Annotated in this window: 27 protein-coding genes; 14 read left to right on the top strand and 13 right to left on the bottom strand. The window is 62.5% G+C overall.

The window, feature by feature from the left end:
- Nucleotides 1-5: 5 nt before the first annotated feature.
- Nucleotides 6-710, bottom strand: a complete 705-nt coding sequence (locus NKI19_RS14165; RefSeq protein WP_352492130.1) for an MgtC/SapB family protein — start codon at nucleotides 708-710, stop codon at nucleotides 6-8.
- 423 nt (nucleotides 711-1,133) lie between these two features.
- Here NKI19_RS14165 and NKI19_RS14160 point away from each other — a divergent pair, with 423 nt between their 5' ends.
- Nucleotides 1,134-2,132 (top strand): ATP-dependent DNA ligase, encoded by a 999-nt coding sequence (locus NKI19_RS14160; protein ID WP_352492128.1) that lies wholly within the window; start codon nucleotides 1,134-1,136, stop codon nucleotides 2,130-2,132.
- 137 nt (nucleotides 2,133-2,269) lie between these two features.
- Here NKI19_RS14160 and NKI19_RS14155 read toward each other — a convergent pair whose 3' ends face one another.
- Nucleotides 2,270-2,797 carry a YciE/YciF ferroxidase family protein gene (locus NKI19_RS14155; protein ID WP_292655403.1) on the bottom strand — a complete coding sequence of 176 codons (528 nt, stop codon included), beginning with the start codon at nucleotides 2,795-2,797 and terminating at the stop codon, nucleotides 2,270-2,272.
- Between the two features lie 170 nt (nucleotides 2,798-2,967).
- Nucleotides 2,968-3,642: a Crp/Fnr family transcriptional regulator gene (locus NKI19_RS14150; protein ID WP_352492201.1), complete on the bottom strand. Its 675-nt coding sequence runs from the start codon at nucleotides 3,640-3,642 to the stop codon at nucleotides 2,968-2,970.
- Nucleotides 3,643-4,200: 558 nt separating this feature from the next.
- Between NKI19_RS14150 and NKI19_RS14145 the strand changes: the two genes are divergently transcribed.
- The gene (locus NKI19_RS14145; protein ID WP_352492126.1) at nucleotides 4,201-4,398 is read left to right on the top strand and encodes a hypothetical protein; all 198 of its coding nucleotides are present in this window, start codon (nucleotides 4,201-4,203) and stop codon (nucleotides 4,396-4,398) included.
- A 280-nt stretch (nucleotides 4,399-4,678) separates the two neighbouring features.
- On the opposite strand, the gene NKI19_RS14140 is transcribed toward NKI19_RS14145, so the two are convergent.
- Nucleotides 4,679-4,843, bottom strand: a complete 165-nt coding sequence (locus NKI19_RS14140; protein WP_023677107.1) for a DUF3309 family protein — start codon at nucleotides 4,841-4,843, stop codon at nucleotides 4,679-4,681.
- A gap of 324 nt (nucleotides 4,844-5,167) precedes the next feature.
- On the opposite strand from NKI19_RS14140, the gene NKI19_RS14135 reads away from it, so the two are divergent.
- Nucleotides 5,168-5,479, top strand: coding sequence for a hypothetical protein (locus tag NKI19_RS14135; RefSeq protein WP_352457800.1), 312 nt, complete (start codon nucleotides 5,168-5,170; stop codon nucleotides 5,477-5,479).
- Between the two features lie 180 nt (nucleotides 5,480-5,659).
- Here the strand turns inward: NKI19_RS14135 and NKI19_RS14130 are convergent, their stop codons facing one another.
- Complete coding sequence (locus tag NKI19_RS14130) at nucleotides 5,660-5,890, bottom strand: hypothetical protein (protein WP_352492125.1); 231 nt, start codon at nucleotides 5,888-5,890, stop codon at nucleotides 5,660-5,662.
- A 246-nt stretch (nucleotides 5,891-6,136) separates the two neighbouring features.
- Between NKI19_RS14130 and NKI19_RS14125 the strand changes: the two genes are divergently transcribed.
- A complete protein-coding gene (locus tag NKI19_RS14125; protein WP_352492124.1) occupies nucleotides 6,137-6,691 on the top strand; it encodes a DUF4142 domain-containing protein in 555 nt (184 codons plus the stop codon).
- A 236-nt stretch (nucleotides 6,692-6,927) separates the two neighbouring features.
- On the top strand, nucleotides 6,928-7,170 hold the full coding sequence (locus NKI19_RS14120) for a polymerase (RefSeq protein ID WP_352492123.1): 243 nt from the start codon (nucleotides 6,928-6,930) through the stop codon (nucleotides 7,168-7,170).
- A gap of 105 nt (nucleotides 7,171-7,275) precedes the next feature.
- Here NKI19_RS14120 and NKI19_RS14115 read toward each other — a convergent pair whose 3' ends face one another.
- Complete coding sequence (locus tag NKI19_RS14115; RefSeq protein ID WP_352492200.1) at nucleotides 7,276-8,064, bottom strand: DUF1236 domain-containing protein; 789 nt, start codon at nucleotides 8,062-8,064, stop codon at nucleotides 7,276-7,278.
- A 204-nt stretch (nucleotides 8,065-8,268) separates the two neighbouring features.
- On the opposite strand from NKI19_RS14115, the gene NKI19_RS14110 reads away from it, so the two are divergent.
- The 4 genes from NKI19_RS14110 (at nucleotide 8,269) to NKI19_RS14095 (ending at nucleotide 11,565) form a co-directional block, all read left to right on the top strand.
- Nucleotides 8,269-8,568, top strand: a complete 300-nt coding sequence (locus NKI19_RS14110) for a DUF1236 domain-containing protein (RefSeq protein WP_352492122.1) — start codon at nucleotides 8,269-8,271, stop codon at nucleotides 8,566-8,568.
- A gap of 313 nt (nucleotides 8,569-8,881) precedes the next feature.
- Nucleotides 8,882-9,730 (top strand): MetQ/NlpA family lipoprotein, encoded by an 849-nt coding sequence (locus NKI19_RS14105; protein ID WP_352492121.1) that lies wholly within the window; start codon nucleotides 8,882-8,884, stop codon nucleotides 9,728-9,730.
- A gap of 133 nt (nucleotides 9,731-9,863) precedes the next feature.
- Nucleotides 9,864-10,928, top strand: a complete 1,065-nt coding sequence (locus NKI19_RS14100; RefSeq protein ID WP_352492199.1) for a methionine ABC transporter ATP-binding protein — start codon at nucleotides 9,864-9,866, stop codon at nucleotides 10,926-10,928.
- Nucleotides 10,909-11,565, top strand: a complete 657-nt coding sequence (locus tag NKI19_RS14095) for a methionine ABC transporter permease (RefSeq protein WP_352492120.1) — start codon at nucleotides 10,909-10,911, stop codon at nucleotides 11,563-11,565. The genes NKI19_RS14100 and NKI19_RS14095 overlap by 20 nt, the downstream gene beginning before the upstream one ends.
- 46 nt (nucleotides 11,566-11,611) lie before the next feature.
- Here NKI19_RS14095 and NKI19_RS14090 read toward each other — a convergent pair whose 3' ends face one another.
- From NKI19_RS14090 to NKI19_RS14080, 3 genes are read right to left on the bottom strand one after another with little or no spacing between them, the layout of a single operon-like run.
- Nucleotides 11,612-11,995, bottom strand: a complete 384-nt coding sequence (locus NKI19_RS14090; protein WP_352492119.1) for a hypothetical protein — start codon at nucleotides 11,993-11,995, stop codon at nucleotides 11,612-11,614.
- On the bottom strand, nucleotides 11,982-13,670 hold the full coding sequence (locus NKI19_RS14085) for a hydantoinase B/oxoprolinase family protein (RefSeq protein ID WP_352492118.1): 1,689 nt from the start codon (nucleotides 13,668-13,670) through the stop codon (nucleotides 11,982-11,984). The genes NKI19_RS14090 and NKI19_RS14085 overlap by 14 nt, the downstream gene beginning before the upstream one ends.
- Nucleotide 13,671: 1 nt before the next feature.
- Entirely contained in the window at nucleotides 13,672-15,756 is a 2,085-nt protein-coding gene (locus tag NKI19_RS14080; protein WP_352565465.1) for a hydantoinase/oxoprolinase family protein, read from the bottom strand.
- A 218-nt stretch (nucleotides 15,757-15,974) separates the two neighbouring features.
- Between NKI19_RS14080 and NKI19_RS14075 the strand changes: the two genes are divergently transcribed.
- The 5 genes from NKI19_RS14075 (at nucleotide 15,975) to NKI19_RS14055 (ending at nucleotide 22,321) form a co-directional block, all read left to right on the top strand.
- On the top strand, nucleotides 15,975-16,802 hold the full coding sequence (locus NKI19_RS14075; protein WP_352492116.1) for a ferredoxin--NADP reductase: 828 nt from the start codon (nucleotides 15,975-15,977) through the stop codon (nucleotides 16,800-16,802).
- A 164-nt stretch (nucleotides 16,803-16,966) separates the two neighbouring features.
- The gene (gene deoC, locus NKI19_RS14070) at nucleotides 16,967-18,016 is read left to right on the top strand and encodes a deoxyribose-phosphate aldolase (RefSeq protein ID WP_352492115.1); all 1,050 of its coding nucleotides are present in this window, start codon (nucleotides 16,967-16,969) and stop codon (nucleotides 18,014-18,016) included.
- A gap of 13 nt (nucleotides 18,017-18,029) precedes the next feature.
- Nucleotides 18,030-20,402: an aldehyde dehydrogenase family protein gene (locus NKI19_RS14065; protein WP_352492114.1), complete on the top strand. Its 2,373-nt coding sequence runs from the start codon at nucleotides 18,030-18,032 to the stop codon at nucleotides 20,400-20,402.
- Between the two features lie 179 nt (nucleotides 20,403-20,581).
- The gene (locus tag NKI19_RS14060) at nucleotides 20,582-21,313 is read left to right on the top strand and encodes an SDR family oxidoreductase (RefSeq protein ID WP_352565467.1); all 732 of its coding nucleotides are present in this window, start codon (nucleotides 20,582-20,584) and stop codon (nucleotides 21,311-21,313) included.
- A gap of 162 nt (nucleotides 21,314-21,475) precedes the next feature.
- Nucleotides 21,476-22,321 (top strand): fumarylacetoacetate hydrolase family protein, encoded by an 846-nt coding sequence (locus NKI19_RS14055; protein WP_352492113.1) that lies wholly within the window; start codon nucleotides 21,476-21,478, stop codon nucleotides 22,319-22,321.
- A 166-nt stretch (nucleotides 22,322-22,487) separates the two neighbouring features.
- Here NKI19_RS14055 and NKI19_RS14050 read toward each other — a convergent pair whose 3' ends face one another.
- The 4 genes from NKI19_RS14050 to NKI19_RS14035 all read right to left on the bottom strand — a co-directional run bounded on the left by NKI19_RS14050 (nucleotide 22,488) and on the right by NKI19_RS14035 (nucleotide 26,544).
- Nucleotides 22,488-23,486: an ABC transporter ATP-binding protein gene (locus NKI19_RS14050; protein ID WP_352492112.1), complete on the bottom strand. Its 999-nt coding sequence runs from the start codon at nucleotides 23,484-23,486 to the stop codon at nucleotides 22,488-22,490.
- Between the two features lie 226 nt (nucleotides 23,487-23,712).
- Nucleotides 23,713-24,774: a Gfo/Idh/MocA family protein gene (locus NKI19_RS14045; RefSeq protein WP_352565469.1), complete on the bottom strand. Its 1,062-nt coding sequence runs from the start codon at nucleotides 24,772-24,774 to the stop codon at nucleotides 23,713-23,715.
- Nucleotides 24,771-25,610: a carbohydrate ABC transporter permease gene (locus tag NKI19_RS14040; RefSeq protein WP_023718923.1), complete on the bottom strand. Its 840-nt coding sequence runs from the start codon at nucleotides 25,608-25,610 to the stop codon at nucleotides 24,771-24,773. The genes NKI19_RS14045 and NKI19_RS14040 overlap by 4 nt, the downstream gene beginning before the upstream one ends.
- A gap of 10 nt (nucleotides 25,611-25,620) precedes the next feature.
- A complete protein-coding gene (locus NKI19_RS14035) occupies nucleotides 25,621-26,544 on the bottom strand; it encodes a carbohydrate ABC transporter permease (RefSeq protein ID WP_352491129.1) in 924 nt (307 codons plus the stop codon).
- Nucleotides 26,545-26,755: the final 211 nt, after the last annotated feature.

The following is a 26,755-nucleotide window of genomic DNA, read 5'->3' as shown; positions in this document are numbered from 1 at the left end:
TCGCTCTAGCGGGCAGGTTCGCTGAGGAGATCAAACTTCTGGATCTCGCAATGCTCGCCCACCGATTCCAGCAGATCCGTTGGAGGTGCGCCAGTGTCTGGCCGCCTCCAACTGATCTCGAACGAGAATACGGGGTCCTTGATATCCGGGCGCCTCTCTATCGCGACGAGGCGTGCCCGGTAGCCAAGCGGCCCGATCATCGTATCGAGTTCCTGTCGGGCTGCGGCCTTCCACGTCACCGCCAACTGGGCGTGGTGTTCGCGCGACATTCGAAGGTCCACCCATTTCAGGACCAGCAAGGTGGCCAGCGTCAGCGCCGTGCCGGCCGCGCCCAAGCCGTATTGGCCACCACCGAAAGCCAATCCGATTGCCGTCATCACCCACAACGTCGCCGCCGTGGTGACGCCGCTGACAAGATTGCCGCGGCGAAGAATGGCGCCACCGCCGATAAAGCCGACGCCGGTCAGCACGCCCAGCGGAAAGCGCAAGACGTCCATCGATGCAAACGAATCCGGATGCTTGCCTACGGTCCCCAGCAGAATGCTGGCCTGGATCATTGCGATGGCGGCGGCCAACCCGACCAGCACGGTGGTGCGTAGCCCCGCCGCGTGCCCGCGCGCCTCCCGGTTGAGGCCTATCAACAGGCCGGCGAGCGCGGTCAGAAGCAGTCGTGCCGCGATGTCCTGCCAAACCGGAACAACGAGGACCATCGCGGTCACCCGTCAGGCCAAGCGCGGCTGGCCAGGAATAGCGCCATGGTCAAAGCGAACAAGGGCAAGAGCGTCTTCATCGCAAATTCTTTTCGTCGATAAGCAACAAACGATGCGCCTGGATTTTGGTTGCGCCGCCGACGATTCGCCTCCGCGATGGGCAGCGGCGGAACAAAACGTTCGGCCTGTGGGTTGGTGGGTTCACGCCAACGAAGGATTTGCAGTCATGGTCCGCTTGCTGCTTGCCGGAGCCGTCGCTTATCTGGCCTATCGCATCACCAAGGAGATCGGTGGGTTCGGCGAGGTCTATCCGCGGTCGCCTTCACCCGACCAAACCGGCCGCAAGGGGCCGAGGCGGCAAAGCGGGGCACAGGGGAATGGCCGACGGCGATAGCGAATGCCTCAGCGGAGCGCGGACCAGCCATGACCGCATTTCCGTTGCCGCTCGACCTTCGTCCGATGGAAGCCAAAGCCGCCGATGCAATTCCTGGCGGCGACGGCCTTTGGCAGTACGAACCGAAATGGGACGGGTTTCGCTGCCTCGCGTTCAAGGGCGACGATGCCGTCGATCTGCGCGCAAAATCGGGCAAGCCGCTTGGCCGCTATTTTCCCGAACTGGTCGCGGTGCTGCGCGATGTGAGCTCGCGACGGTTTGTTGCCGACGGCGAGATTGTCATCGAGGTCGACGGATCGTCCTCGTTCGAGGCCCTGCAAATGCGCCTTCATCCAGCCGAAAGCAGGATCCGCAAGTTGAGCCTGGAGACGCCTGCCATGCTGGTCCTGTTCGACATGCTGGCCCAACCCGGCGGCAGGATCATCATCGAAAAGCCTCTCACCACCAGGAGGCAGGCGATTGAGGCCTTTGTGGCTTCGGCGGCACGGCCCGAACTGCACCTGTCCAGATATACGCACGACGCCGCCACCGCCGAGCGCTGGCTGCAGGGCGCCGGCCACGGCTCGACCGACGGTGTCGTTGCAAAACTGATCGCCGAGCCATACCGGCCCGGCGAGCGCGCCATGGTCAAGGTCAAGCGGCTACGCACTGCGGATTGCGTGGTCGGCGGCTTTCGCTATCTCGCCGGCAGCAACGAAGTCGGATCCCTGCTGCTCGGGCTCTACAACAATGAAGGCAGGCTGGACCATGTCGGCTTCACCTCGACCATCGGCAAGGACGACCGGGCGGCGCTGACCAGGCGGCTGGAAAAACTGCGGGCCAAACCGGGTTTCACCGGCAAGGCGCCGGGCGGACCAAGCCGCTGGAGCACGGAGCGCAGCGGGCAATGGGAGCCCGTAAAACCCGAACTGGTGGTCGAGGTTCGTTTCGACCATGTGACAGGCGACCGGTTCCGGCACGGAACCAAGCTGTTGCGCTGGCGGCCGGACAAGGAACCCCGGCAATGTACGTTCGAGCAGATCGAGTAAGTCCGTCCGAGGCTCCGCTTCAAGCTCTTGCTGCCCCGTCCTGCCGACGACGACGGAACCAATGCAGAATTCGCTGGTTCGCCGCACTAGCCGAGCCTCGGAAATCCATTGCCGAGGCTCGGAGGCGATCTGGTAGATCAAGCGGCTTCTTGCATTGCGCGTTCGTTGACACCGCTTTCGCCGAGCTTGGAAAGCGCTTCGTCGGTCGCGACCTCTTCCTTGAGGGTTGCCCTGAGCAGCTCGACAACGTCGCTCTTGCCGAGTTCTTCCGCCCACGCGATCAAAGTGCCGTAGCGAGCGATCTCGTAATGCTCGACAGCTTGCGCTGCACCGACAAGCCCGGCGTCGAGCGCGGGAGCACCGTTATACTCCTCGAGCACTTCCGAGCCCTCTTCGATGATGCCGTCGATCGCCGGACAGGTCTTGCCGCGGGCCGGCTTGCCGAATTTCTCGAACACCTCCTCGAGGCGGTCGACATGTCCTTCGGTTTCCATGCGGTGTTTCTCAAAGGCGGCGGTCACTTCTTCCGACTCCGCGCCCTTGGCCATTTTGGGCAGCGTTTTCAGTATCTTCTTCTCGGCGTAGTAGAGGTCTTTGAGCCCGTCGAGGAACAGATCCTCAAGGCCCTTGCTTGCCGCCTTCGCGGCCTTTTTCGTGGTCGCCATGATCCTCTCCCGAATGGTTGGTGCCGCCTCGCAAAGTGGAGGCGTCCGATAACCCACCGACGGGAAACAAGTTCCCTGACGGTCCGGGAGCTTTGAAAATTTTTTCGGACCCGCTGTGTAGTGCCGCAACGGGCCTCGACCTGCCGCAGCAAGCGGCGAGGAAAGCGCCGTCAGCGCTCGCCGATATGCTCGACCAGGCGGGTATACTCGGCCTCGGCCAGGCCGTAGCCGCCATCGGCCAGTGCGACGAGACCATCGCGATCGCGGATGATAATTTCGCCGCGGCGGGACCGGATGAGCCCTCGCCCCTCAAGCAGCTGGAGCGCGACCGTAACGCCCGGGCGCCTTACGCCAAGCATGATCGACAGGAATTCGTGAGTGATCGTCAGCCGGCCGCCGTCCACCCGATCGTCACACATGAGCAGCCAGCGCGCCAGCCGGTCTTCAAGTTTCGATCGCGCGTTGACCAGCGCGGTGTAGCCAGTCTGGACATGCAGATATTGCACGTAGCGCAGCAAGAAGAGCCGCAGCGTCGGGCTTTGCGTCAGCGCCGCCTTGAACGGCTCGGCGTCGATCCTGGCGGCTTCTCCGGCCAGCTGCACATAACAATCATGGACCGTACGGTCGTCGCCCATTATCAGGGCCGAGCCGGTCATACCTTCCAAGCCGACAAGGCCAACTTCCGCATCGCTGCCGTTCGGCATTTTCGCAACCACCGAACCGATGCCGTCCTCGAGGAAATAAATGGCCTCGATCGGCGATCCGGACACTTCGAGCGATTGCCGTAACTCCAGCGAACAGCGCTCGATGTGCGGCTCGAGAGATGCGAAATCGTCGGCGCTCATCCGGCGCAACAGCTTGTTTCTGTATAGAGTTCTATCGGAAATTGCTGGATCAGACATAGCTGGGCCCAAAACAGGGCAAGAGCTTTTTTATCTCCCAGCCGTCCGCGCCCGGTATAACCTGCGGACGATAACGCTTATATAAGCACTCGAAGGTATGGAGCCTACTAAATAAAAAAATGAATCGATGCACGGCAGTTTCTCCTGCCGCTTGCCTACGAAAACATCCGACTGAAAGTTAGAGTTGGAAACGTACCAAAGACGGTTTGGTACGAAAACGACAATTGAGACCATCGGGCGCGAAAGAGCCCGTCGCGAGGGATGCAACGGGCTCCATTCGGGCGTCGTGGGCTACGCCCAGTGATCCAAATGAGGGGTGGGTTGGATCGCAGCAACAATGCAGATGCAAGGCAGTCGTTCCCAAACTGTCTGCTTGGTAATTTCCGTACATTGAGTTTGGACGAGAGCGGCGCTAATTGAATTGGAGTCGTCCACAAGACATGGCGAGTGGACGCTTGAAAGACGCTTTCGCGCTTTCGCCCTTTTTCAAGGGAGGATGGCATGTCGATGCAAGGTGCAGCAACTCCAGCCGAACTGACCGTGCTGAAAAAAGCGCTCGACGACTGCTGCCGCGAGTTGGGTGTTGCGGATGACAGTCCTGTCCGCGAGCGGTTGGCCGCACGTATCATGTCGCTGTTCAACGAGGGTGTGCTCAGTGCCGATCTGAAAGAAGCGCTGGCCGCCGATCGCCAACACTAAGCTGCTGCTATGGTGGAGTCCTCGGTGCCGAAGGTTCGGCACCGGGTCACCCTTTTTAGCCAAGGTCCCGGTTGGCCAAGGATCGTGGAAATCTTGTCTTTTCACGACAAAACGCCCGGCGCTTGTTGCCAAGCGGCAGGCGTTTTTGTCGCGAGCGTGACACTAAGGCCCGTCGCGTTCGACTGGCCTCATGCGATGTGCTTTTTTATGCACGTCGCTATCACAAAACCGCCGCACACCCTCGGGTCAAGCCCGAGGGCATGCTTTTGCGCGACATGCATCAAATGCGCCCAAGCAGGACCAGGATAATGACGATAAGCAGCACCAGGCCGAGGCCGCCACCACCGTAATAGCCGGTGCCATAGAACGGTCCGCCGCCCAAGCCGCTGAAGCCGCCAAGCAAGGCAAGGACCAAGATAATGATGAGAATGGTTCCAAGGCCCATGATGTCTGCTCTCCTTGTTTGCGCTGCCGCCATTCGCATCAGCGCGTCGCATTGTACAAAGGTATGAACGTACAAAGGTATGAACTCGCGAGGAGCATTCCTGTTCCGGCGGGACGGTGAGGCGTACGCTCATGCGGTGACCAAAATGCGGGGCTGTGCCGTTAGAAAAGGCCACAGAAGCGTGCCCGCGGAGAAGGGCATGGCGGCCACCTTGAACACCTGAGAACATGCTGAATTCATGGGGAATTTGTCGGAACCTTCGCCCGCGCGAATGGTTGTTTTCGTAGTCGCAACGCGACGACCCTCGTAAAATGGAGAAGCATCATGCTCACGAAAATTCTCGCAGCTTCGGCGCTTACGATCGGTCTGGCCACGTCAGCGATGGCCCAGAACGTCGGCGACCCCTCCGGAGCCGCTGCCGACGGGAGCGGGCGGACGGTCGTAGTCCCGGACAATGGCGGCCCTGACACCGGCACGGATTCGACCATCACCAACAGCATTCGCGATTTCTCAACGACGAATTCGAATGCCGACCGGAATTGCCCGCCGGGCCCGCAGGGGGCTATGCCCGATGCGACCGGCAAGGCTCCGGGCACGATGGCGCCGACGGTGAACGACAACCACTGCGGCAAGTAAGCGCCCGGTGATCACAGCCTCACGAGGCCGTGGAGCATAGGCTCCGCGGCCTCGTCAGTTTACCGCAAAATCAGCCGCCTAGAGCAATTCCAGGAAAAGAGTGAAACGGTTTTCCGTCCGGAATTGCGTCAAAACAAAGCCATAGAGCGTTTCAGCGTTTCCGTGAAACGATGAACCGCTCTAACCGCCGCGGTGGTCGAAGCTGACCGCGATATCCCGACCGTCCAGCGCCCGAACGATGAAGCCAACCAGCTCCTCGTCGGTTTGCCGGAAGCAGGGAAAGCGTCTGCGCAAATCGGCTATGACGACGGTGGTCGAGAGAATATCGCCCGAATGGTAGTCGGCCATGACGGCATGAACGGCAGCGTCGGTATCAATACCGATTCCTAGCGGCGACTTGATCTGCCCCACGGAAGCCTCCACCCATCTCTCCCGGCCAACGATAGCAAGACTGCGGCAAAGCGAAAGAGCTTGTACGATTCCGTACGGTCTGGCGGGTTGCGATGCACTTTCCAGGACCCGGCCGGTTGTCTTTTTGCATCTATTCCAAACCACTGTTTGGCGTCGCGGCGGCTGTGGCCGCAACGACCAGGCAACCTCGCCGCAGCTTCCGCGTTGAGCCATCGGAGGGACGACGTCAGTCTCGGAGAACCCCCAATGAAACCACTTCTATCCATCACTGCGGCAGCCCTGATGGCCGGCGCGCCTTTGGCTGCTTTTGCCCAATCGGCGACGCTGACGCCTCTAACGACCGAAACCATGACCAAGGTTGATACCGCGACGTTCGTCAAGACCGTGCCCATCGCCAACACATTCGAAATCGAAACGAGCCGGCTTGCGCAGACGCAGGCGACGGCCGACGACGTAAAGGCCTTCGCGGCGCAAATGGTCACGGACCACACCAAGGCCGGCGAGGACTTCAAGGCGGCGCTCAGCAGGGGTCAGACGACTTCGGCCACCGCGCCAGCCGGCCCGTCGCTGGACACCAAGCACCAGGCGCTGCTCGACCAACTCAAGGAGACCAGCGGGGACAGCTTCCAATCGAAATATATCGACATGCAGACCCAGGCACATAAGGAAGCGGTGGCGCTGTTTTCCGCCTACGCAAATTCCGGCGACGATCCGGCGATGAAGGAGTTTGCCAAGAAGACGCTGCCGGTGCTGCAAATGCACGAACGTCACGTGAAGGATCTCGCTGCCGCGCATCAATGAGGGCGAAGACCGCCTGCAGTTTTTCGCCGACGGAAACGCCCCGGCATGAATGAAGCGGCTGTCGTCGGGCGGGGAACAAAGCACCGGGAGTGCCGTTATTCACCCTTATTCCGCGGAATATCCAATGGAAGGCGGCATTCGCGAGGCCTCAAGGATAGTAGCGCCGGCTTTCGGCGCCGTCCTGGTTGGCGCTATCACAGGCTGAAATCGCTTTCCGAACGGGACAGGCTGCCTCCATGCGCTACGGCGAGATATTTGCAAATGTGACGGCACTTATGTTGCTGGCCTTGATGATTGGCGGCGTCTTCGTCCTGTTTGGAGAACCGCTGTGGCCGCGGCACTACGCTCGAATGGTGCTGGTTACGGATATCGATGCCATGACCACCGCGTCAGTCCGAACAAGCTGCTCGTCCACTCCGTGCCTGCCCGATACCGTCGATCGGATCATGCTCACTGCTCGCCCTCAGGACGGACCGTGATTTGCGATTTGCCAGACGCGGAGCCGGGTTAAGGAAAAGCCCGCCGCCCGAGCTGCGCGGCGGGCTTTTGGTGCAATCAACCCACTGTAGACCTTTTGGCCACAACTAGGTCAGGATAACCACGATCTTGTAGGTATTCGGGTCGACGATGACGATCCGGCCGTCGGCGAGCACGAAATACTCATAGCCTTCGTAGGCCGGAACGATCTTGACGATGCGCGCCGGCAGGCGATGCAGCCGGACCTTCTTTCGCGGAACCTCGACACCGACGGAGATGTCGAAATCGACGCTGGAAACGGGTTGGACGTTCGTTTCCTTGATGACCTGCGTGATCTGGGTTTTCTGTTCAACGGTCACATTGCTGATGGAAGCGGTCGAACTCTGGTCTTGCGTCTGCGTCGAGGCATTGCCCTGAGTCTGCTCGGTGGTCGTGGTCCCAGTCTTGCCCTGAGCCTGCTCCTCGGTCTTCATTTTCGTGTTGCCTTGGGCCTGCTCGGTAGTGGTGGTTCCGGCCTTGCCTTGGGCTTGCTCGTCGGTCTTCATCTTGGTGTTGCCCGTGGCCTGCTGGTCAGTCGTGGCGCCGGCCTTGCCTTGGGCTTGCTCGTCGGTCTTCATTTTGGTGTTGCCCGTGGCCTGCTGTTCAGTCGTGGCGCCAGCCTTGCCTTGGGCTTGCTCGCCGGTCTTCAGCTTCGGTTTGCCCTGCGCTTGTTGATCAGTCGTGGCGCCGGCCTTGCCTTGAGCCTGCTCGCCCATTTTGGCGCCGTTCTGGCAATTGGCGGTCCCGGCTGCGCAATTGGCGCCGGACTGGTCGTCGGTCGACTGCTGCGTCTGGGCAAGTGCAGCCCCGCAGCTGACGCTGATTGCTAGCATGCTGGTGATCAGAACGCCTTTCATGAGAGATCTCCTTGGAAAATGCGTCCCTTCACCGCGTAAAACTGCGGCTAAAAAACTTTGTTCCAAATTTATGGAGCGAAGCGGCAAGCGATCCGAGTGGCGGAACAAGCTCCACCTGATGACGTTACCGGCCTATAGCGACCCCGCTGCGAACAGCATGACGCGGCGCAGCGCAGAGGTGGCTCACGACGAAAGGAGACGATCATGAGAATGCATCTTTCGGCAGCCGCGGCTGGGTTCTTGCTGCTTGCGGGTGTTGGCGCCGCTGCCGCCCAGGACGTGATCATCGAACCGCAGCAGGAGACGATCGTACGCGAGTATGTGAAAAAGCAGCCCCTGGCGTCCGTCCAGCTTCCCGGCGTGGAACTCAATGTCGGCTCGACCCTGCCCGATACCGTCGAGCTTCATGAAGTTCCCAACGTCAAATACCGCTACGTCGTCGTCGACAACCAGACCGTCCTGGTCGATCCGGGCACACGCAGGATCGTGAAGGTCATCCAGTGAACAATGCGCGTCGTTTTTTGAAGGGACATGCGGCGCGTCCGGCATTGTCGACATCCCAAACTGCTGCCCGTGCTGGGCAATTCAGCCGCAGAAAGGCCCGCCGTTCCGACACACGGCGGGCCTCATAACCGAGCCAGCACGCCCGGCCGCAGCGGCCTATGCTCGCCAGACCAGAAACTTTGAGAGAATATTCCCGGCTTTGCATTTGGCGGGAAATACGGTGCTTTGATCCGATGGTCAGCATTCCCGATGATGCCGGCAAGGCTTGGCACTCCGCCTGGCCGCAACGACTTCAGAACCGACGGGATAGATCATGTCTGGGAACACCAACACTTTGCTCTCATTTCTCTCCGCAAGTATAAACCGGCGCGCCGGTCTGGCTGTACTTTTCGCATCGGCGGTTGCGATAGTCGGCCTTGCTGCGCCGTCGTTCGCCGAAGACAAGACGGCGGTCAAGGTCGGCATCATGAGCGGCGAGGACGAGGATGTATGGCGCGTCGTCACCGCCCAGGCGGCGGAGAGGGGGCTGACGATCGAGACCGTGGTGTTCAACGACTACACCCAGCCGAATGAAGCACTCGAGCGTGGCGAAATCGACGCCAACGCCTTCCAGCACAAGCCCTATCTCGACAACCAGATCAAGACGCAGGGCTATCACATCGTCCCGGTCGGCTATACCGGGGTCTGGCCGATCGGCCTTTATTCCAAGAAGTACACGAAGATTGCCGACCTGCCCGAAGGCGCGGTCATTGGCGTGCCGAACGACCCGTCCAATGAGGGCCGCGCACTGCGCGTCCTGCAGAGCGAGGGTCTAATCAAGCTCAGGGAAGGCACCGGCATTCTGGCGACGACGACCGACATTGCCGAAAACCCGAAGAAATTGGTCGTCAAGGAGCTTGACGCCGGCATTGTCGGGCGCTCGGTGGAAGATCTCGACGGGGCCGTGGTCAACACGGATTGGGCGCTTAAGAGCGGCCTCACACCGGAGAACCGCATCGCCCAGGAGGCGGTGGCCGACAATCCCTACCGCAACTTCATCGCGGTCAAGGCCGGCAACGAAAACCAGCCCTGGGTAAAGACATTGGTCGCCTCCTATCAGAACGAAAGGGTGAAGGCCGAATTCGACCGGGTCTACAAGGGAACCGGCATCAGCGCCTATTGATGCCGAGCCCGACTGGGCGCTGAAGCCCGGCATGATCACGCGGTCGGCGCTGCAACGCGGACCGTGATCGCGTTTGCGGGACACCAAAACAGGAATTTTCATGAACCAGCATTTCGCCTCGGTCACCGAAGTCATGCATCCCGTCGGCAACCGTTCCGCGGGACCGGACGATGTCGTACGCCTCATCGAGCTGAAGCGCCGCTTTGGCGCAACAGCGGCGCTGGACGGCGTATCGCTCAGCGTGCGCCAGGGCGAGATCCTCGGCATCATCGGCCGCAGCGGCGCCGGCAAGTCGACGCTGATACGCTGCCTGAACGGCCTGGAGCGGCCGGATACAGGACAGGTCTTCATCGAAGGCCGCGACATCAGCCGGCTCGGCGAGCGCGAATTGCAGCCGCTGCGCCGGCGCATCGGCATGATCTTCCAGCATTTCAACCTGCTGTCCGCCAAGACGGTCGAAGACAATGTAGCGCTGCCGCTCAAGATCGAAGGCCGGCCCAGGGCCGAACGCCTGGCGCGCGCTGCCGAGCTGCTGGAGCTCGTCGGCCTGTCGGAGAAGGCGAAAGCCTATCCGGCGTCGCTTTCGGGCGGGCAGAAGCAGCGCGTCGGCATTGCCCGGGCGCTTGCGGCGCGCCCGGCGCTGCTGCTGTCGGACGAAGCGACCTCGGCGCTGGATCCGGAGACGACGCGCTCCATTCTCGCCTTGCTCAGAGACATCAACCGGCAGCTCGGCCTGACCATCCTGCTCGTCACCCATGAGATGGAGGTGATCCGTTCGATCGCCGACCGGGTCGCGGTGATAGACGCCGGACGGATCGTCGAGCAAGGGCCGGTGTGGTCCGTTTTTGCCGACCCCAAATCGGCGACCACGCAGAGCCTGCTCGGCGGCATCAGGCCACAATTGCCGGCGGAGATTGCAAGCCGGCTAACGCAGAACGCCGGCGTGGAGGCGATCCTCAGGATCGATGTGGCGGGTGAGGCAGCGCGAAGCCCGCTTTTGTCCGATCTTGCCGCGGCAGTTCCCGGCTCGTTCCGTCTCGTGCATGGCGGCATCGATCACGTCCAGCAGCAGCCTGTCGGGACGCTGTTCGTCGCGGTCGCGGGCAGCGATGAAGATCATCTGGCACAGGTGATCGCGTTCTTGAAAGCCCGCAACGCGCGGGTGGAGGTGCTTGGCCATGTCGCCGGTTCTATTTGAACTCCTGCTTCGATCTATCTGGGAAACGATCCTGATGACGGCCGCCTCCGGCCTCATCTCGCTGGTGTTCGGGCTGCCGCTCGGCCTGGCGCTGGTCGCCACCGATCGCGGCGGCATCGCCGAAAACCTGTGGGTGAATCGCGTCCTCGGCGCCGTCATCAACGGCTTCCGCTCGGTGCCCTTCATCATCCTGCTGGTTGCGCTGATCCCGGTGACGCGGCTGATCGTCGGCACCTCGATCGGCACCTGGGCTGCGATCGTGCCGCTGTCGATCGCGGCGACGCCCTACTATGCGCGGATCGCCGAAGTGTCGCTGCGCGAGGTCGACCACGGGCTGGTCGAAGCGGCACGCGCCATGGGCGGCAACCGCTGGACGATCATCCGTGAGGTGCTGGTGCCGGAAGCGTTGCCCGGCATCGTCGCCGGCTTCACGGTGACGCTGGTGACGCTGATCGGCGCCTCGGCGATGGCCGGCGCCATCGGCGCCGGCGGGCTGGGCGACCTCGCCATCCGCTACGGTTACCAGCGCTTCGAGACGTCAGTCATGATCGCCGTGGTCATCGTGCTGATCGTCCTGGTCTGCGGCATCCAGTGGGCCGGCGACCGGCTGGTCGCAAGGCTGGATCACAGGGCATAGCGGGTGCGCAGCGGTCTGGGCGATATGCCGGCACCCGGTGAGACCCTCACTGCCGGTCCGGCTTCTCCACCGCGCTCAGCGCCGCCAAGCCTTGTAGAGGCGGCTTTCCGGTCTGCAAACATAGCTGGATCAGTTGCTCATCCTCTGCGCCCTTATAGGCCAGCGGAATGCCTCTGATCTGAGCCGGCATATTCCAGTCGACCGGTCGGTCTTTTGGTGAGAACCACTCGCAACGCCGAACTTCCACCCAATTCCGGCGAACTGACAAACAGTTTTCGAGGCCGTCGTCTTCGTAGCCGAACTCTACTCCACAGCAGGAACATATGTCGTGACTGGGCTCTCTGCCGTTCTCGCCCCACGGCATATCGGGAGACTGATCGAGGCCGCAGACACGGCATTTGAATTTGTCTTTTGTATCAAGTGCGTTCACCAAACATGTCCCTGGCTTGCTCGGCTGTATAGTACCCCAGCCTGACATCCCGAGCGACCAGTTCCGGATCGCGCTGCAACGGGTCGCCATAGCCGCCGCCGCCCGGCGTTCCGACGCGCACGCGGTCGCCTGCCTTGAGCGCGATGTCCTGCTCTTTGGAGAGATGCGCAGGCACATGCGCCTCGCCGTCGCGGAACACGGTCACCGTGTTGACCGCACCGTCCTTGCCGCCGAGCGCGCCTTGCGGGCCGAAGCGGCCATGGTCCATGACGAAGGAGGCGCGGGCGTCGCCGCGCAGGATCTCGACCTCATAGGCAAGCCCGAAACCGCCGCGATGCTTGCCGGCGCCGCCCGAGCCTTCGCGCAGGGCGTAGTGGCGGTAGAGCACCGGGAAGGCCTGCTCCATGATTTCGACCGGCGGCGACTTGGAGATGCCGATGGTCGAGCAGCCATTGGTCAGGCCGTCGTGACCGGCATTGCCGCCATAGCCGCCGCCCGAGATCTGGTACATGACATAATCGCGGCCGCGGGCCGGATCGTTGCCGCCGAGCGCGAAATTGCCGCTGGAGCCGGCCGGAGCCGCCGTCACCTTGTCCGGCAACGCCTGCACCATCGCCGCGAACACCGCCTCGGCAATGCGCTGCGAGACTTCAGCCGCGCAGCCCGACACAGGGCGCGGATATTTGGCGTCGAGGAAGGTGCCTTCCGGCCGCTTGACGATCAGCGGCTCGAAGGCACCGGCGCTGATCGGCACGTCCGGGAAAATGTGGCGCATGGCGAGATAGACCGAGGACAAGGTCGTCGCCAGCACGCTGTTCATCGGCCCCGCGCAAGGTTTTGACGAGCCTGAGAAATCGAAGCTGAGCGTGTCGCCCTGTTTCTCCACAGCAAGCGCGATGGTCAGCGGCTCGTTCACCACCCCGTCGGAATCGACGAAGGCTTCGGAGCTGTAAATGCCATCGGGAATGGCCGATATGTTGGCGCGCATCTGTTCAGCGGCGCGGCGCCGCAATTCGGCGATCGCATCGACAACCGTTTCATCTCCGTAGCGATCCAGAATGCCGTTGAGCCGGTCCTGGCCGATCAGCAGTGCTGCCGCCTGCGCGCGGATGTCGCCGATGCGCTGGTCGGCGACACGGATGTTCGAGCAGATGACGGCGTAGATTTCGCGATCGAGCACGCCCTTCTTGAACAGTTTCACCGGCGGCAGCCGCAAGCCTTCCTGCTCGACCGCCGTTGCCGAGGCGGAGAAGCCGCCCGGCACCGAACCGCCGATGTCGGGCCAGTGGCCGGTGTTCGACAGCCAACAGAATATTTTGCCGCCGCGATAGACCGGCATGGCGAAGCGCACATCCATGAGATGGGTACCGCCGAGATAGGGATCGTTGACGATGTAGATATCGCCCGGCTCGGGCGGCAGGCAGCGGCCGTCGGCAATCATCTCGATCACGGTTTTGGTCGAATACTGCATGACGCCGACGAACACGGGCAGGCCCTGGCTGCCTTGCGCGATCAGCGAACCATCAATCGCCGAATAGATGCCGTCGGAGCGATCATTGGCCTCGGCGATGACAGGCGAGAACGCGGCGCGCGAAAACGTCAGGTCCATTTCGTCGCAGACCTGCTGCAGGGCCGCCTGGATGACCGAAAGGGTGATGGCGTCGAGCTTTTCCATATCAGGCCTCACCGATATCGATAATGATGTTGCCGTCGGCATCCGATCGCGCCCGGTCGCCGGGCTCCAGCACCGTGGTGGCGTCCATCTGTTCGAGGATCGCCGGCCCCATGATGACCGCGTCGAGCGGCAGTTTTTCCCTACTGTAGACCGGCGTGTCGTACCAGCGCCCGCCATACCAGACCGGCCGGATTTCGCGCCGCGCCTCTTCGAGCGTCTTGGCGCGGCCAGCCGGGTCGATCAGCCGGGACAGATCGATCGCCGGCCGCACGCCGGTGACCGAGGTGTTGAGGTTGACCAGATTGGCGCGGATCTCCGGCAGCTGGACCTTGAAGCGGGCGAAATAGGCCTTCTCGAACAGTTGCTGCAGGACCTGGCGCGTCACCGCAGACGACGGCAGCGGCACGTTGATGATATGCGTCTGGCCGACAAACTGCATGTCGGCGGAATGCGTGACGCGGATCATTTCCGGCTTCACCGCTTCCTTGCCTATCAGCTCCTCGCCTTCGTTTCGGTGCCGTTCCAATGTCTCGTGGAGTTGGGTTTCATCGAGACCGGCCACCGGCTGGTTGACCGTATTAACGAAATCATGGCGCAGATCGGCGACGACGCAGCCGAGCGCGTTGGTGATGCCCGGCCGCGCCGGCACCAGCACTTTCGGCAGGCCGAGCTCGCGCGCCAATGCCGTCGCATGCAGCGGCCCGGCGCCGCCGAAGGCGAACAGCGCGAAATCGCGCGGGTCGTGGCCGCGTGATACCGAAACCATGCGGATGGCGCCGGCCATCTTCACGTTGCCGAGCCGCAGCACCGCACCCGCGGCCTCGACGCCGGACAGGCCGGTGGCGCGGCCGATCCTGTCCGCGAATATGCCTGTGACGCGTTCGACGGTGACCGGGTTTTCCACCGCCAGCAGCTTTTTCGGCGCTAGCCTGCCGAGCACCAGATTGGCGTCGGTGATGGTCGGCTCCAAGCCGCCGCGTCCGTAGCAGATTGGCCCGGGATTGGCGCCGGCGCTTTCCGGGCCGATCTGGATCAGGCCGGCCGCGTCGACGCGGGCGATCGAGCCGCCGCCGGCGCCGACCGTATGCACCGCCACCATCGGCACATGGATCGGCATCGCATATTCGATCTCGATCTCGTTCGACACCGCCGGCTCGGCGTTGCGGATCAGCGCCACATCGGTCGAGGTGCCGCCCATGTCGTAGGTGACCAGGTTTTCGAAGCCGGCGCGCTTGCCGGTGTAGGCGGCGGCAATGACGCCGGAGGCGGGTCCCGACATGACGGTCTTGGCCGACTCACGTGTGACAAAGCGGGCCGAGATCATGCCGCCATTGCCGTTCATGATCAGGAAGTCGCGGGCGTAGCCTTTTGACGCCAGCTCCTTGCGCAGCCTTTCGACATAGCGTTCGAGGATCGGCTGCACCGAGGCGTTGACCGAAGCGGTCACCCCGCGCTCGAATTCGCGCGCTTCCGAAAGCAGGGCGTGGCCTGTCGTGATGTAGCCGTTCGGCCAAAGCTCGGCGGCGATCTCGGCGGCGCGCCGCTCGTGCGCCGGATTGGCATAGGAATGCAGGAAATGGATGACGAGGGATTCGCAGCCGGCTTCGATCAGTTGTGAAATCGCTGCCCGCATCTCGGCCTCGTCGAGCGGGACGCGCACCGCGCCTGAGGCTTCGACCCGCTCCGACACTTCGAGCCGCAGATTGCGCGGGATGATCGGCACGAAGGTGCCTGTCATGCCATAGGGTTGCGGCCGTGTCCGCCGGCCAAGCTCGATGACGTCGCGAAAGCCGCGCGTGGTGATCATGCCGGTCTTTGCCAGCCGGCGCTCCAGGACGGCGTTGGTTGTGGTGGTTGTACCGTGCACGATAAGGTCGATGCCGTCGATCGGAAAGCCAGTGGCACCAAGCGCAGCAACGACGCCGTAAGCCTGATTGTCGGCCGTGGTCGGGGTCTTGGCGATATGCACCCCGCCACCATCACGGCCGTCGATCAGAAGCAGGTCGGTAAAGGTTCCGCCGACATCGATGCCGGCGACGACACTGCCCGCCGAATCCAGAGCTTGCGCCGAAAAATTCTGTTCCATTGTCGAAACCCGAAATGCCCGAACTGCTTACATGGCTCAGTTTGGAAAGCTGTTTTACGGCGGCGTCTTGACGCAAATATCGTTTGTATACTAATAAATTCCGGACACAAGAGCTTACCGCTTCGGAGTGTGCAAACGGCACGCTGGAACCTGACCGGTTCGGGCGCGCAGGTGAAGATTTGGCGCCGGCGCTGAGCTGGCCCGGAAGGTTAGGTTTGATGAACACCACATCCGCGTTCAACACCGCCGGCGCCCGGCCGTTGCAGTTCCCGATACCGGCCAATGTCTATGCCGAAACCGTCGTCTCGGTGAAGCATTATACCGACCGGCTGTTTTCGTTCCGTATCACCCGGCCGCAATCGCTGCGCTTCCGTTCCGGCGAATTCGTCATGATCGGCCTGCCAAATGCCGAGAAGCCGGTGTTCCGCGCCTATTCGATCGCCAGTCCTGCCTGGGACGACGAACTCGAATTCTTCTCGATCAAAGTGCCGGACGGCCCGCTCACTTCGGAGCTGCAGAAGATCCAGATCGGCGACACCGTGATCATGCGACAGAAGTCGACCGGCACGCTGGTGGTCGACGCGCTGACCCCGGCCAAGCGCCTGTTCATGATCTCGACCGGCACCGGCATTGCGCCCTTCGCCAGCCTGCTGCGCGATCCCGACACCTATGAAAAGTTCGAGCAGGTGGTCCTGACCCATACCTGCCGCGACAATGCCGAGCTCACCTACGGCCAGGAGTTGGTTGCCGCGCTGGAGAACGATCCGCTGATCGGCGAGCTGACCGGTGGCCGCGTCACGCTCTACAATTCAACGACGCGTGAGACCTCCGAGCGCATGGGCCGCATCACCGCGCTGATCGGCTCGGGCAAATTCTACACCGATCTCGGCATCGACAAGCTCGATCCCGAGAGCGACCGCATCATGATCTGCGGCTCGATGCATATGCTGAAGGACGTCAAGGAGCTGGCTGAAAGCCACGGCTTCCAGGAAGGCTCGCTGCATCATCCGGCAAGCTTCGTCGTCGAGCGCGCCTTCGTCGGCTAGAGCCGCGGCAATTCAGCGTCCACTGGTTTGCGACCCTGATTTTGATCATACGGTCAAAAATCGGCTGCCTTGACTGCCTTTTTCCGCTATGACCGCTTGAAGGACTCGTGAAGTGCTGCTTCACGGTCTATCTTCGGCATAAGTCGCTGAACAAGGGGCAGGAGATGAGCAGCACAATTCGCGAAACCGATCTCGGCACGTCCAAGATCACGCCGCTGCCGGCGCGCGCCGCCGCCAATGCGCCGGTGCCGCAGGTCCATGGCATTGCCCGCAATCCCGGCATGAGGCTCGATCTCGGCTTCATGGAATCGGTGCGCAGCGTCAACCGTTCGGCGCTGGAACGCCGCGTCGCCAGCCTGACCAAACGACGCTCGATCAAGGCCGATAACCAGGCCGCCTGGCTGCTGCGCGCCGTCGCCTGCATGGACCTGACGACGCTGAACTCGAACGACACGGAAGAGCGCGTGCGCCGGCTCTGTACCAAGGCGGTCAACCCGTTCCGCCGCGACATTGCCGAGGGGCTCGGCATTACCGGTGAAAAGATCCGCCCGGCGGCGGTCTGTGTCTATCATCCCTTCGTCGCCACTGCCGTCGAGGCGCTGCGCGGCAGCGGCGTCCATGTCGCCGCCGTTTCCACGGCTTTCCCGCATGGCCTTGCCCCGCTTTCGACACGTCTGCAGGAGATCGAAGCATCGGTCCGCGACGGCGCCGACGAGATCGACGTCGTCATCCCGCGCGGCCTGGTATTCGGGGCGAAATGGCAGGAGCTCTATAACGAGATTGTCTCGATGCGCGCTGCTTGCGGCGAGGCGCATCTGAAGGTGATCCTCGGCACCGGCGACCTCGCGACGCTGCGCAACGTCATGCTCGCCTCGATGGTGGCGATGATGGCGGGTGCAGATTTCATCAAGACCTCGACCGGCAAGGAAAGCGTCAACGCGACGCTGCCGGTCGGCCTTGCCATGGTGCGCGCCATCCGCGCCTATTTCGAGGAAACCGGCTATCTCATCGGCTTCAAGCCGGCCGGTGGCATTTCCACGGCAAAAGCCTCGCTCGATTGGCTGGTGCTGATGAAAGAAGAACTGGGCCGGCCGTGGCTGGAGCCGGAGCTGTTCCGCTTCGGAGCATCGAGCCTTTTGACCGACATCGAACGCCAGCTCGAGCATCATCTGACCGGCCACTATTCGGCCAATCATCGCCACGCGATGGCGTGATTCGGAGCGCTTCATGAACATTCTCGAACGCTATCACGCCATGGATTACGGCCCGGCGCCGGAAGCCCGCAACGAGGCCGATGGGTGGCTTGCCGCGCGGGATTTCGGCAAAGCGCTGTTCATCGGCGGCGACTGGAAGGCAGCCAGCGGAGGCAAAACCTTCGACACCAGCGAACCGTCCTCGGGAAAGCTGCTGGCCAAGGTGTCGGACGCTGGTGCCGCCGATATCGACGCGGCGGTTTCGGCCGCCACAAAAGCGCTGCCGAAATGGAGCGCCAGCACCGGCTACAGCCGAGCCAAAGTGCTCTATGCCATCGGCCGCGCCATGCAACGTCACCAACGGCTGTTCGCCGTGCTTGAGACAATCGACAATGGCAAGCCGATCCGCGAAAGCCGCGACATCGACGTGCCGCTGGCCATCCGCCATTTCATCCATCATGCCGGCTGGGCGCAGGCGCTGGACAGGGATTTTCCCGGCCATAAGGGCGTCGGCGTCGTCGGCCAGATCATCCCGTGGAACTTCCCGCTCTTGATGCTCGCCTGGAAGATCGCGCCGGCGCTCGCCGCGGGCTGCACCGTGGTGCTCAAACCCGCGGAATTCACGCCGCTCACCGCGATCCTCTTTGCCGAGATCTGCCGACGCGCCGGCGTGCCGAAAGGCGTCGTCAACATCGTCCAGGGCGGGCCGGAGGCGGGCGCGGCCATCGTCAACCATCCCGGCGTCCAGAAGATCGCCTTCACCGGTTCGTCCGAGGTCGGCAAGATCATCCGCAAGGCCACGGCCGGCTCGGGCAAGAAACTGTCGCTGGAGCTTGGCGGCAAGTCGGCCTTTATCGTTTTCGAGGATGCCGACCTCGACAGCGCAGTCGAAGGTCTGGTCGACGGCATCTGGTTCAACCAGGGCCAAGTGTGCTGTGCCGGCTCGCGCCTTCTGGTGCAGGAAGGCATCGCCGACGCCTTCATCGCCAAGGTCAAGACGCGGATGAGCCGGCTGCGGGTCGGCAGCCCGCTCGACAAGAACACCGATATCGGCCCGCTGGTCGACTTGACCCAGCTCGATCGCGTCAAGGGCCTGATCGCAGAAGGCGCCAAGCAGGGCGCGATCTGCTGGCAGCCGGACTCAGCGTTGCCCGCCTCGGGCTATTACCATCTGCCAACGCTGGCGACAGGTGTTTCGCCGGCTAACATTCTGGCCCAGGAAGAGGTGTTCGGGCCGGTGCTTGCCACCATGACCTTCCGCAACACAGAGGAAGCGGTCGAACTCGCCAACAACACACGCTATGGCCTGGCCGCTTCGGTGTGGAGCGAGAACATCAATCTTGCGCTGCACGTTGCACCGCAATTGAAGGCCGGCGTCGTCTGGGTCAACGGCACGAATATGTTCGACGCCGCCTGCGGTTTCGGCGGCTATCGCGAGAGCGGCTTTGGCCGCGAAGGCGGGCGCGAGGGCATGTTCGAATATCTCTCGGCAAAACTGCCGCTCGGCCCGATCATCAAACCGGCAACGTCTTCGGCCCAACCTGTCGAGCAGCCGGAAGGCGACGCCATCGACCGCACGGCAAAGCTGTTCATCGGCGGCAAGCAGGTCCGGCCGGACGGAAATTATTCCATTGCCGTCGCTACCGCCAAGGGCAAGCTTGCCGGCGAGGCCGGGCTCGGCAACCGCAAGGATATCCGTGACGCCGTCGCGGCCGCGCGCGCCTGCAAGGCCTGGCCGGAGGCGACCGCCTACAACCGCAGCCAGGTGCTCTACTACCTGGCCGAAAACCTTTCCGGCCGCGCCGACGAGTTTGCCGCCCGTTTGATCCAGCTCACCGGCGCGACCGCCAAGGCGGCGCGTGACGAGGTCGAACTGTCGATCGAGCGCCTGTTCCTCTATGCCGGCCTGGCCGACAAATTCGAGGGCCGCGTCCACCAGCCGCCGGCCCGCGCCGTCACGCTGGCACTGCACGAACCGGTCGGCGTCATCGGTATCGTCGCGCCGGACAATGCCCCTTTGCTCGGCCTGATCTCGCTGGTGGCGCCGGCGCTCGCCGTGGGCAACACCGTGGTCGCCGTGCCGTCCGAAAAATACCCGCTGCTTGCCACCGACCTCTACCAGGTCATCGAATATTCCGACGTTCCGGCCGGTGCCATCAATATCGTCACCGGCCGTAGCGCCGAGCTTGCCGGCGTATTGGCCAAGCATGACGATGTCGACGGGCTCTGGGTGTTCGCCGATGCCGAGACTTGCGCCAAGGCCGAGGTCGAGTCCATCGGCAATCTCAAACGCGTCTGGACCGGCAACGGCCACAGCCTCGACTGGGCGTCAAACGAAGCAGCCGGCGATGCCCTGCTGCGCCGTGCGATCGAGGTCAAGAACGTCTGGGTGCCCTACGGCGACTGAGTGTCCCGGAAGGACGTCCGGGCTTGACGGGCCAAAAAATGTTCTTTACCGAGAAAAAACATTTTGCTGGCAGGCGAATGTATCGAAACAGGCGGGATGGTAGTGCTCCCCTGGCACATTGCGCCCCGGCCTTGCGCCGGTAAAAAGCCGAACGATCACAGACGGGCGAGGAGAAAAGCATGGCGGATCTGACAGGCAAAATCGTTGTCGTCACGGCGGCGGCGCAAGGCATCGGCCGGGCGAGCGCGCTGGCCTTCGCCAAGGCAGGCGCCGTCGTCCATGCCACCGACATCAACGAGGTGGTGCTCGCCGACCTCAGCAAGACGCCCGGCATCAAGACGCGCAAGCTCGACGTGCTGAACGACGAGGCGGTGAACGCTGCTTTTGCCGAGATCGGCGCCGTCGACGTGCTGTTCAACTGTGCCGGCTTCGTCCATTCCGGCTCGATCCTCGAGATGAAGGACGGCGATCTCGACTTCGCCTATGATCTCAATGTCCGCTCGATGATCCGCACCATCCGCGCCGTGCTGCCCGGCATGCTGGAGCGCGGCGACGGCTCGATCATCAACATGGCGTCGCTGGCCAGTTCGACCAAGGGCGTGCCGAACCGCTTCGTTTACGGGCTGACCAAGGCAGCCGTCATCGGCCTGACCAAGTCGGTCGCCGCCGACTATGTCGGCAAGGGCATACGCTGCAATGCGATCTGTCCGGGCACGGTCGAAAGCCCGTCGCTGCAGGACCGCATGCATGCGCAGGGTGACTACGAGGCAGCCCGCGCCGCCTTCATCGCCCGCCAGCCGATGGGCCGCCTCGGCACGCCCGAGGAAATCGCCGATCTCGCCGTCTATCTGGCCGGCGCCACCTATACGTCGGGGCAGGCTTATAATATCGACGGTGGCTGGTCGATCTAGGAGTCTGAAAATCCAATTCTGCCGGGCGCCTGGCGCGGCGTCCGCGCTTGCCTAGGCTCACGTACTTTAAGTACGCTCCGCTCCGGTTCTCGAAACCCACGCCATTCGCCGCAGCGGAGCGAGTTTGCAAACGGCCTCTGGTCGCAACTGGGAGAAAACTGCATGAAACTGCTGCGCTATGGCGAGGCGGGGAGCGAACGCCCCGGCCTGCTCGATGCCGATGGAACGATCCGCGACCTCTCCGCCCATGTCACCGACATTGCCGGCAAGGCGCTTGACCCGGCATCGCTCGAGACATTATCGAAGCTCGATGTGAAATCGCTGCCGGCGGTTTCCGGCAAGCCGCGGATTGGCGCCTGCGTCGCCGGCACAGGCAAATTCATCTGCATCGGCCTCAACTATTCCGACCACGCCGCCGAAACCGGCGCCACCGTGCCGCCGGAGCCGATCATCTTCATGAAGGCAAGCTCGGCTATTGTCGGGCCTAACGACGACGTGCTGATCCCGCGCGGCTCGGTCAAGACCGATTGGGAAGTCGAGCTCGGCGTGGTCATCGGCAAGACCGCTAAATATGTCACCGAGGCCGAGGCGCTGGACTATGTCGCCGGTTACTGCGTCGCGCATGACGTCTCCGAGCGCGCCTTCCAAGCCGAGCGCCAGGGCCAGTGGACCAAGGGCAAGTCCTGCGACACGTTCGGGCCGATCGGTCCGTGGCTGGTGACAAAGGACGAGGTCAAGGACCCGCAGAACATCCCGATGTGGCTGACGGTCAACGGCAAGACGATGCAGAACGGCTCGACCAAGACCATGGTCTTCGGCGTCACTTATCTCGTCTCCTATCTCAGCCAGTTCATGTCGCTGCACCCCGGCGACATTATCTCGACCGGCACGCCGCCCGGCGTCGGCCTCGGCATGAAGCCGCCGGTGTTCCTGAAGCCCGGCGATGTGGTCGAGCTCGGTATCGAAGGGCTGGGCATCCAGAAGCAGACGTTCAAGGCGGATTTGTAGGCGTTTGACTTTGGCAAGTTTGCGCCGCCCCTCATCTGCCTGCCGGCATCTTCTCCCCGTATAGAGACGGGGAGAAGGACGAAGCTCCAGCGCTGACGCCCCCCTCTCCCCGTCTCTATACGGGGAGAGGGTAAGGGTGAGGGGCAGCGCCAACCTTTGCCCGAAGCTACTTCATCACCTTGCCATCGGCTCCAAACCGGTATGTCTTCGCCGGATCCGGCGTCGCATAGAGCGTGGCACCAGGTTCGGCGTTATAGACGCCAAAAATGCGCACGGTGATCAAGCCGGCCTTCTCGCAGTCCAGATAGAGATTGGTGTCCGCGCCGAGATGCTCGGCATGGACGACCGTGCCTTTCCAGGCGCCGGATTTGGGATCCACCGTCAAATGTTCGGGACGGACGCCGATGGTCTTTGCCGTTTCGCCAAGCCTGGCACCGTCGACGAAATTCATCTTTGGTGAGCCGATAAAGCCGGCCACGAATTCGTTAGCCGGCGAATTGTATAGCTCCATCGGGCCGCCGATCTGCTCGATCCTGCCCGCATTGAGGACGACGATCTTGTCGGCCAGCGTCATCGCCTCGACCTGGTCGTGGGTGACATAGATCATCGTGGCCTTCAGCCGGCGATGCAATTGCGCGATCTCCAGTCTGGTGTTGACGCGCAGCGCGGCATCGAGGTTCGACAACGGCTCGTCGAACAGAAAAAGCTTGGGCTCACGCACCACGGCGCGGCCGATGGCGACACGTTGGCGCTGGCCGCCGGACAATTCGGCCGGCCGCCTTTCGAGATAGGGCTCCAGCGACAGCATCGAGGAAGCGATGCCGATGCGGCGGTCGATCTCCGCCGCCGGCGTGCCCGCCTGCTTGAGGCCGAGACCCATATTGTTCTTCACCGTCAGATGCGGGTAAAGCGCATAGGTCTGGAACACCATGGCGATGCCGCGCTTGGCCGGCGGCGTGGCGGAGACGTCCGCCCCGTCGATGACCACGCGGCCCGAAGTCGAGTCCTCCAGCCCGGCAATGACCCTGAGCAGCGTTGACTTCCCGCAGCCGGATGGACCGACGAAGACGACGAACTCGCCATCCGTCACCTCGAGGTTGATGCCCTTCAGCACCTCGACCGGCCCGAAGGCCTTTTTCACGTTCTCGATGTTCAGCGAGCCCACGGCAGTCCTCCAAATTGACGAGTGGGCGCCAAGGCACCCCCCTCTGGCCTGCCGGCCATCTCCCCCTCAAGGGGGGAGATTGGCAGCTTTGCCGAACGCATTCTTCTTGCAACGTTGGTTATTGGCGAAAGCAGGCGCGTCCGCAAATCTCCCCCCTTGAGGGGGAGATGGCCGGCAGGCCAGAGGGGGGCGCCGTAGGGCGCAATCCCTGACGAAAATCCCCCTCTCACAATCGCACCGCCTTTCCGCTGCGCACGCTCTCGTCGGCTGCAAGGCAGACGGCGAGCGACTTCACCGCATCGTCCATGTGGCGGGTCAAGTCCAGATCCTCGCGGACCGCCTTCAGCACAAACGCCTGTTCCAGGTCGCAAAGGTCCTGATGGCCGGGCTCGCCTTGCATTGACAGCATCTCGTCCGGCTTGGCGAACTTACCGTCCGCGCCGGTCGCAGCGCTGTGCAGGCGGATGGTCGAGGTCTTGGTGTGGGTGTCGATGTCGTCGGACCTGGCGCCATCTTTCATGACGATCGACACGCAACCCTTGGGCGAGATCACGTCTTTCACGAAGAAAGCCGTCTCCGAAATCATCGGCCCCCAGCCGGCCTCGTACCAGCCGACCGAGCCGTCGTCGAACAGCACCTGCAGGTGCCCGTAATTGTACATCGACGGCGCGATCTCGTCGCTCAGCCGCAGCCCCATGCCGCGCACCTCGACCGGCCTGGCGTCGGTGATCTGCAGCATCACATCGAGATAATGCACGCCGCAATCGACGATCGGCGACGTCGTTTGCATCAGCTGCTTATGCGTCTCCCAGGTATGGCCGGAGGATTGCTGGTTGAGGTTCATGCGGAACACGTAAGGGCCGCCGAGCTTCCGCGCCTCGGCGATCAGCCTGATCCAGGACGGGTGGTGGCGCAGGATGTAGCCGATCACCAGTTTCTTGCCGTTGGCCTTGGCGGCGGCGACGACGCGTTCCGCATCGGCGACCGTCGTTGCCAGCGGCTTTTCGACGAAGACATGGCAGCCGGCCTCGAATGCCTTGACCGCGTAATCGGCATGGCTGTCGGAATAGGTGGCGATGCAGGCGACGTCGGGCTTTTCGTCGCGCAGCGCCTCGTCGAAGGAACGCCGGATGGCATAGGTCGAAAGCCCTTCCGGCAGCGGCACATCCGAGCGGTTGACCAGCGCGGCGATCTGAAACCCCGGATTGGTGTGATAGGCCAGCGCATGGCTGCGCCCCATATTGCCGAGCCCGGCGACGACAACGCGAAGGGGTTGTTGCGAACTCACTTGACCGCTCCCGAAGTGATGCCGCGGATCAGCTGCCGCGAGAAGATGACGTAGAGGATCAGCACCGGCATGATCGCCAGCGAAAGTGCGGCCAGAATGGCGTTCCAGTTGGTGACGAACTGGCCGAGGAACAGTTGCGCGCCGAGCGTCACCGTCTTGGTCTCCTCCGACGGCGCCAGGATCAGCGGGAACCACAGATCGTTCCAGATCGGGATCATGGTGAAGACCGCGACTGTCGCCATCGATGGGCGCACAAGCGGCAGCACCAGCCGGAAAAAGATGGTGTATTCGGACAGGCCATCGATCCTGCCCGCATTCTTCAGATCGTCGGAGACCTGCTTCATGAATTCCGACAGGATGAAGACGGCGAGCGGCAGACCTTGCGCCGTGTAGACCAGGATCAGCGCCGTCAGTGTGTTGACCAGTCCGCTCGCCACCATCAGCTGCAGGATGGCGACGGTGCCGAGGCGGATCGGGATCATGATGCCGAGCGCGAGGTAAAGCCCCATCAGCGAATTGCCTCGGAAGCGGTATTCCGACAGCGCAAAGGCAGCCATGGCGCCGAACAAAAGCACGAAGAACAGCGAGGCGACGGTGACGACGAGGCTGTTCTGGAAATAGTGGATGAAATCGCCTTGGCCGATTACCGTGGTGTAGCCGATCAGGTCGAAGGTCCCTGGCGTCGGCGGCGTCAGCGGCGCGCCGAAGATACCGGCGCGTGATTTGAACGAATTCATTATCACGAGGATCACCGGAAACAGCGCGATCGCCGTGTAGGTCAGAAGGATCGCGTGGGCGCCTATGGTGCGGGGCAGCGAACGGGTTGCGGTGCTCATGGTCGCTCCCCTAAAACTGATAGCGACGCAAACGCGTCTGCACGAGGAACAGATAGACGCAGACGCCGCCGAGGATGATCAGGAACATCATCGTGGCGATCGCCGCGCCCATGTTGGGATCGCCGACCTGCAGCTGGAAGCCGAAGAAGGCGCGGTAGAGAAAGGTGCCGAGAATATCGGTCGAATAGTTCGGCCCGGCCAGCGCGCCTTGCGCGGTGTAGATCAGGTCGAAAGCGTTGAAATTGCCGACGAAGGTCAGGATCGAGATGATGCCGATCGACGGCAGGATGAGCGGCAGCTTGATCTTCCAGAATTGCGCCATGCCGGTGATCCCGTCGCATTCGGCCGCTTCGATCACCTCTTCGGGGATGGACAGCAATGCCGCATAGATCAGCATCATCGGGATGCCGACGAACTGCCAGACTGAAATCAGGCTGAGCGCGGTCAGCGCGTATTGCGCCTTGCCGAGCCAAGGCGTGAACAGGCTTTTCAGGCCGACAAGGTCCATCATATGCGGCGCCACGCCCCATAGCGGCGACAGGATCAGCTTCCAGGCGAAGCCGACGATGACAAAGGACAGAATCGTCGGCACGAAGATTGCCGTGCGGTAGAAGGCGGAAAACCGCAGCCTGGGGCTGGACAGAAGTGCCGCCAAAAGGACGCCGATCGGGTTCTGCACCAGCATATGGATGATGAAGAACCAGACATTGTTCCTGAGCGCGTTCCAGAAATTGACCGACCAGTTGGGTTCGCCGAACAGCATGCGGAAATTTTCCAGTCCGACGAAGACCTGCGACTGGTTGATGTTGCGGAACAGGGAAAGCTGCAGCGTGCCGGCCAGCGGCAGGATCATGATCGCCGTATAGACCAGCAACGCCGGCGCCAGGAAAACGCCGATATGCCAGCGGAACGGTCTTTTCGGTGCTGCGGCCATGCGTTCGGTCCCCGCCGATCAGGTCTTGCTATCGCTTTCGATGGCGGCGCTGCCCCTCACCCTTACCCTCTCCCCGTGAAGGACGGGGAGAGGGGGTCGCCAGCGTTGCGGCCATCCCCTTCTCCCCGTCGCTATACGGGGAGAAGGTGCCGGCAGGCGGTTGAGGGGCGGCGCAACCGGGCGTCATTAAGCATTTTGTACGCTAAGTCGC

The sequence above is a fragment of the Mesorhizobium sp. M0751 genome (assembly GCF_040320265.1).
Lineage (GTDB): Bacteria > Pseudomonadota > Alphaproteobacteria > Rhizobiales > Rhizobiaceae > Mesorhizobium.
This window is presented reverse-complemented; position numbering and strand designations above follow the sequence as displayed.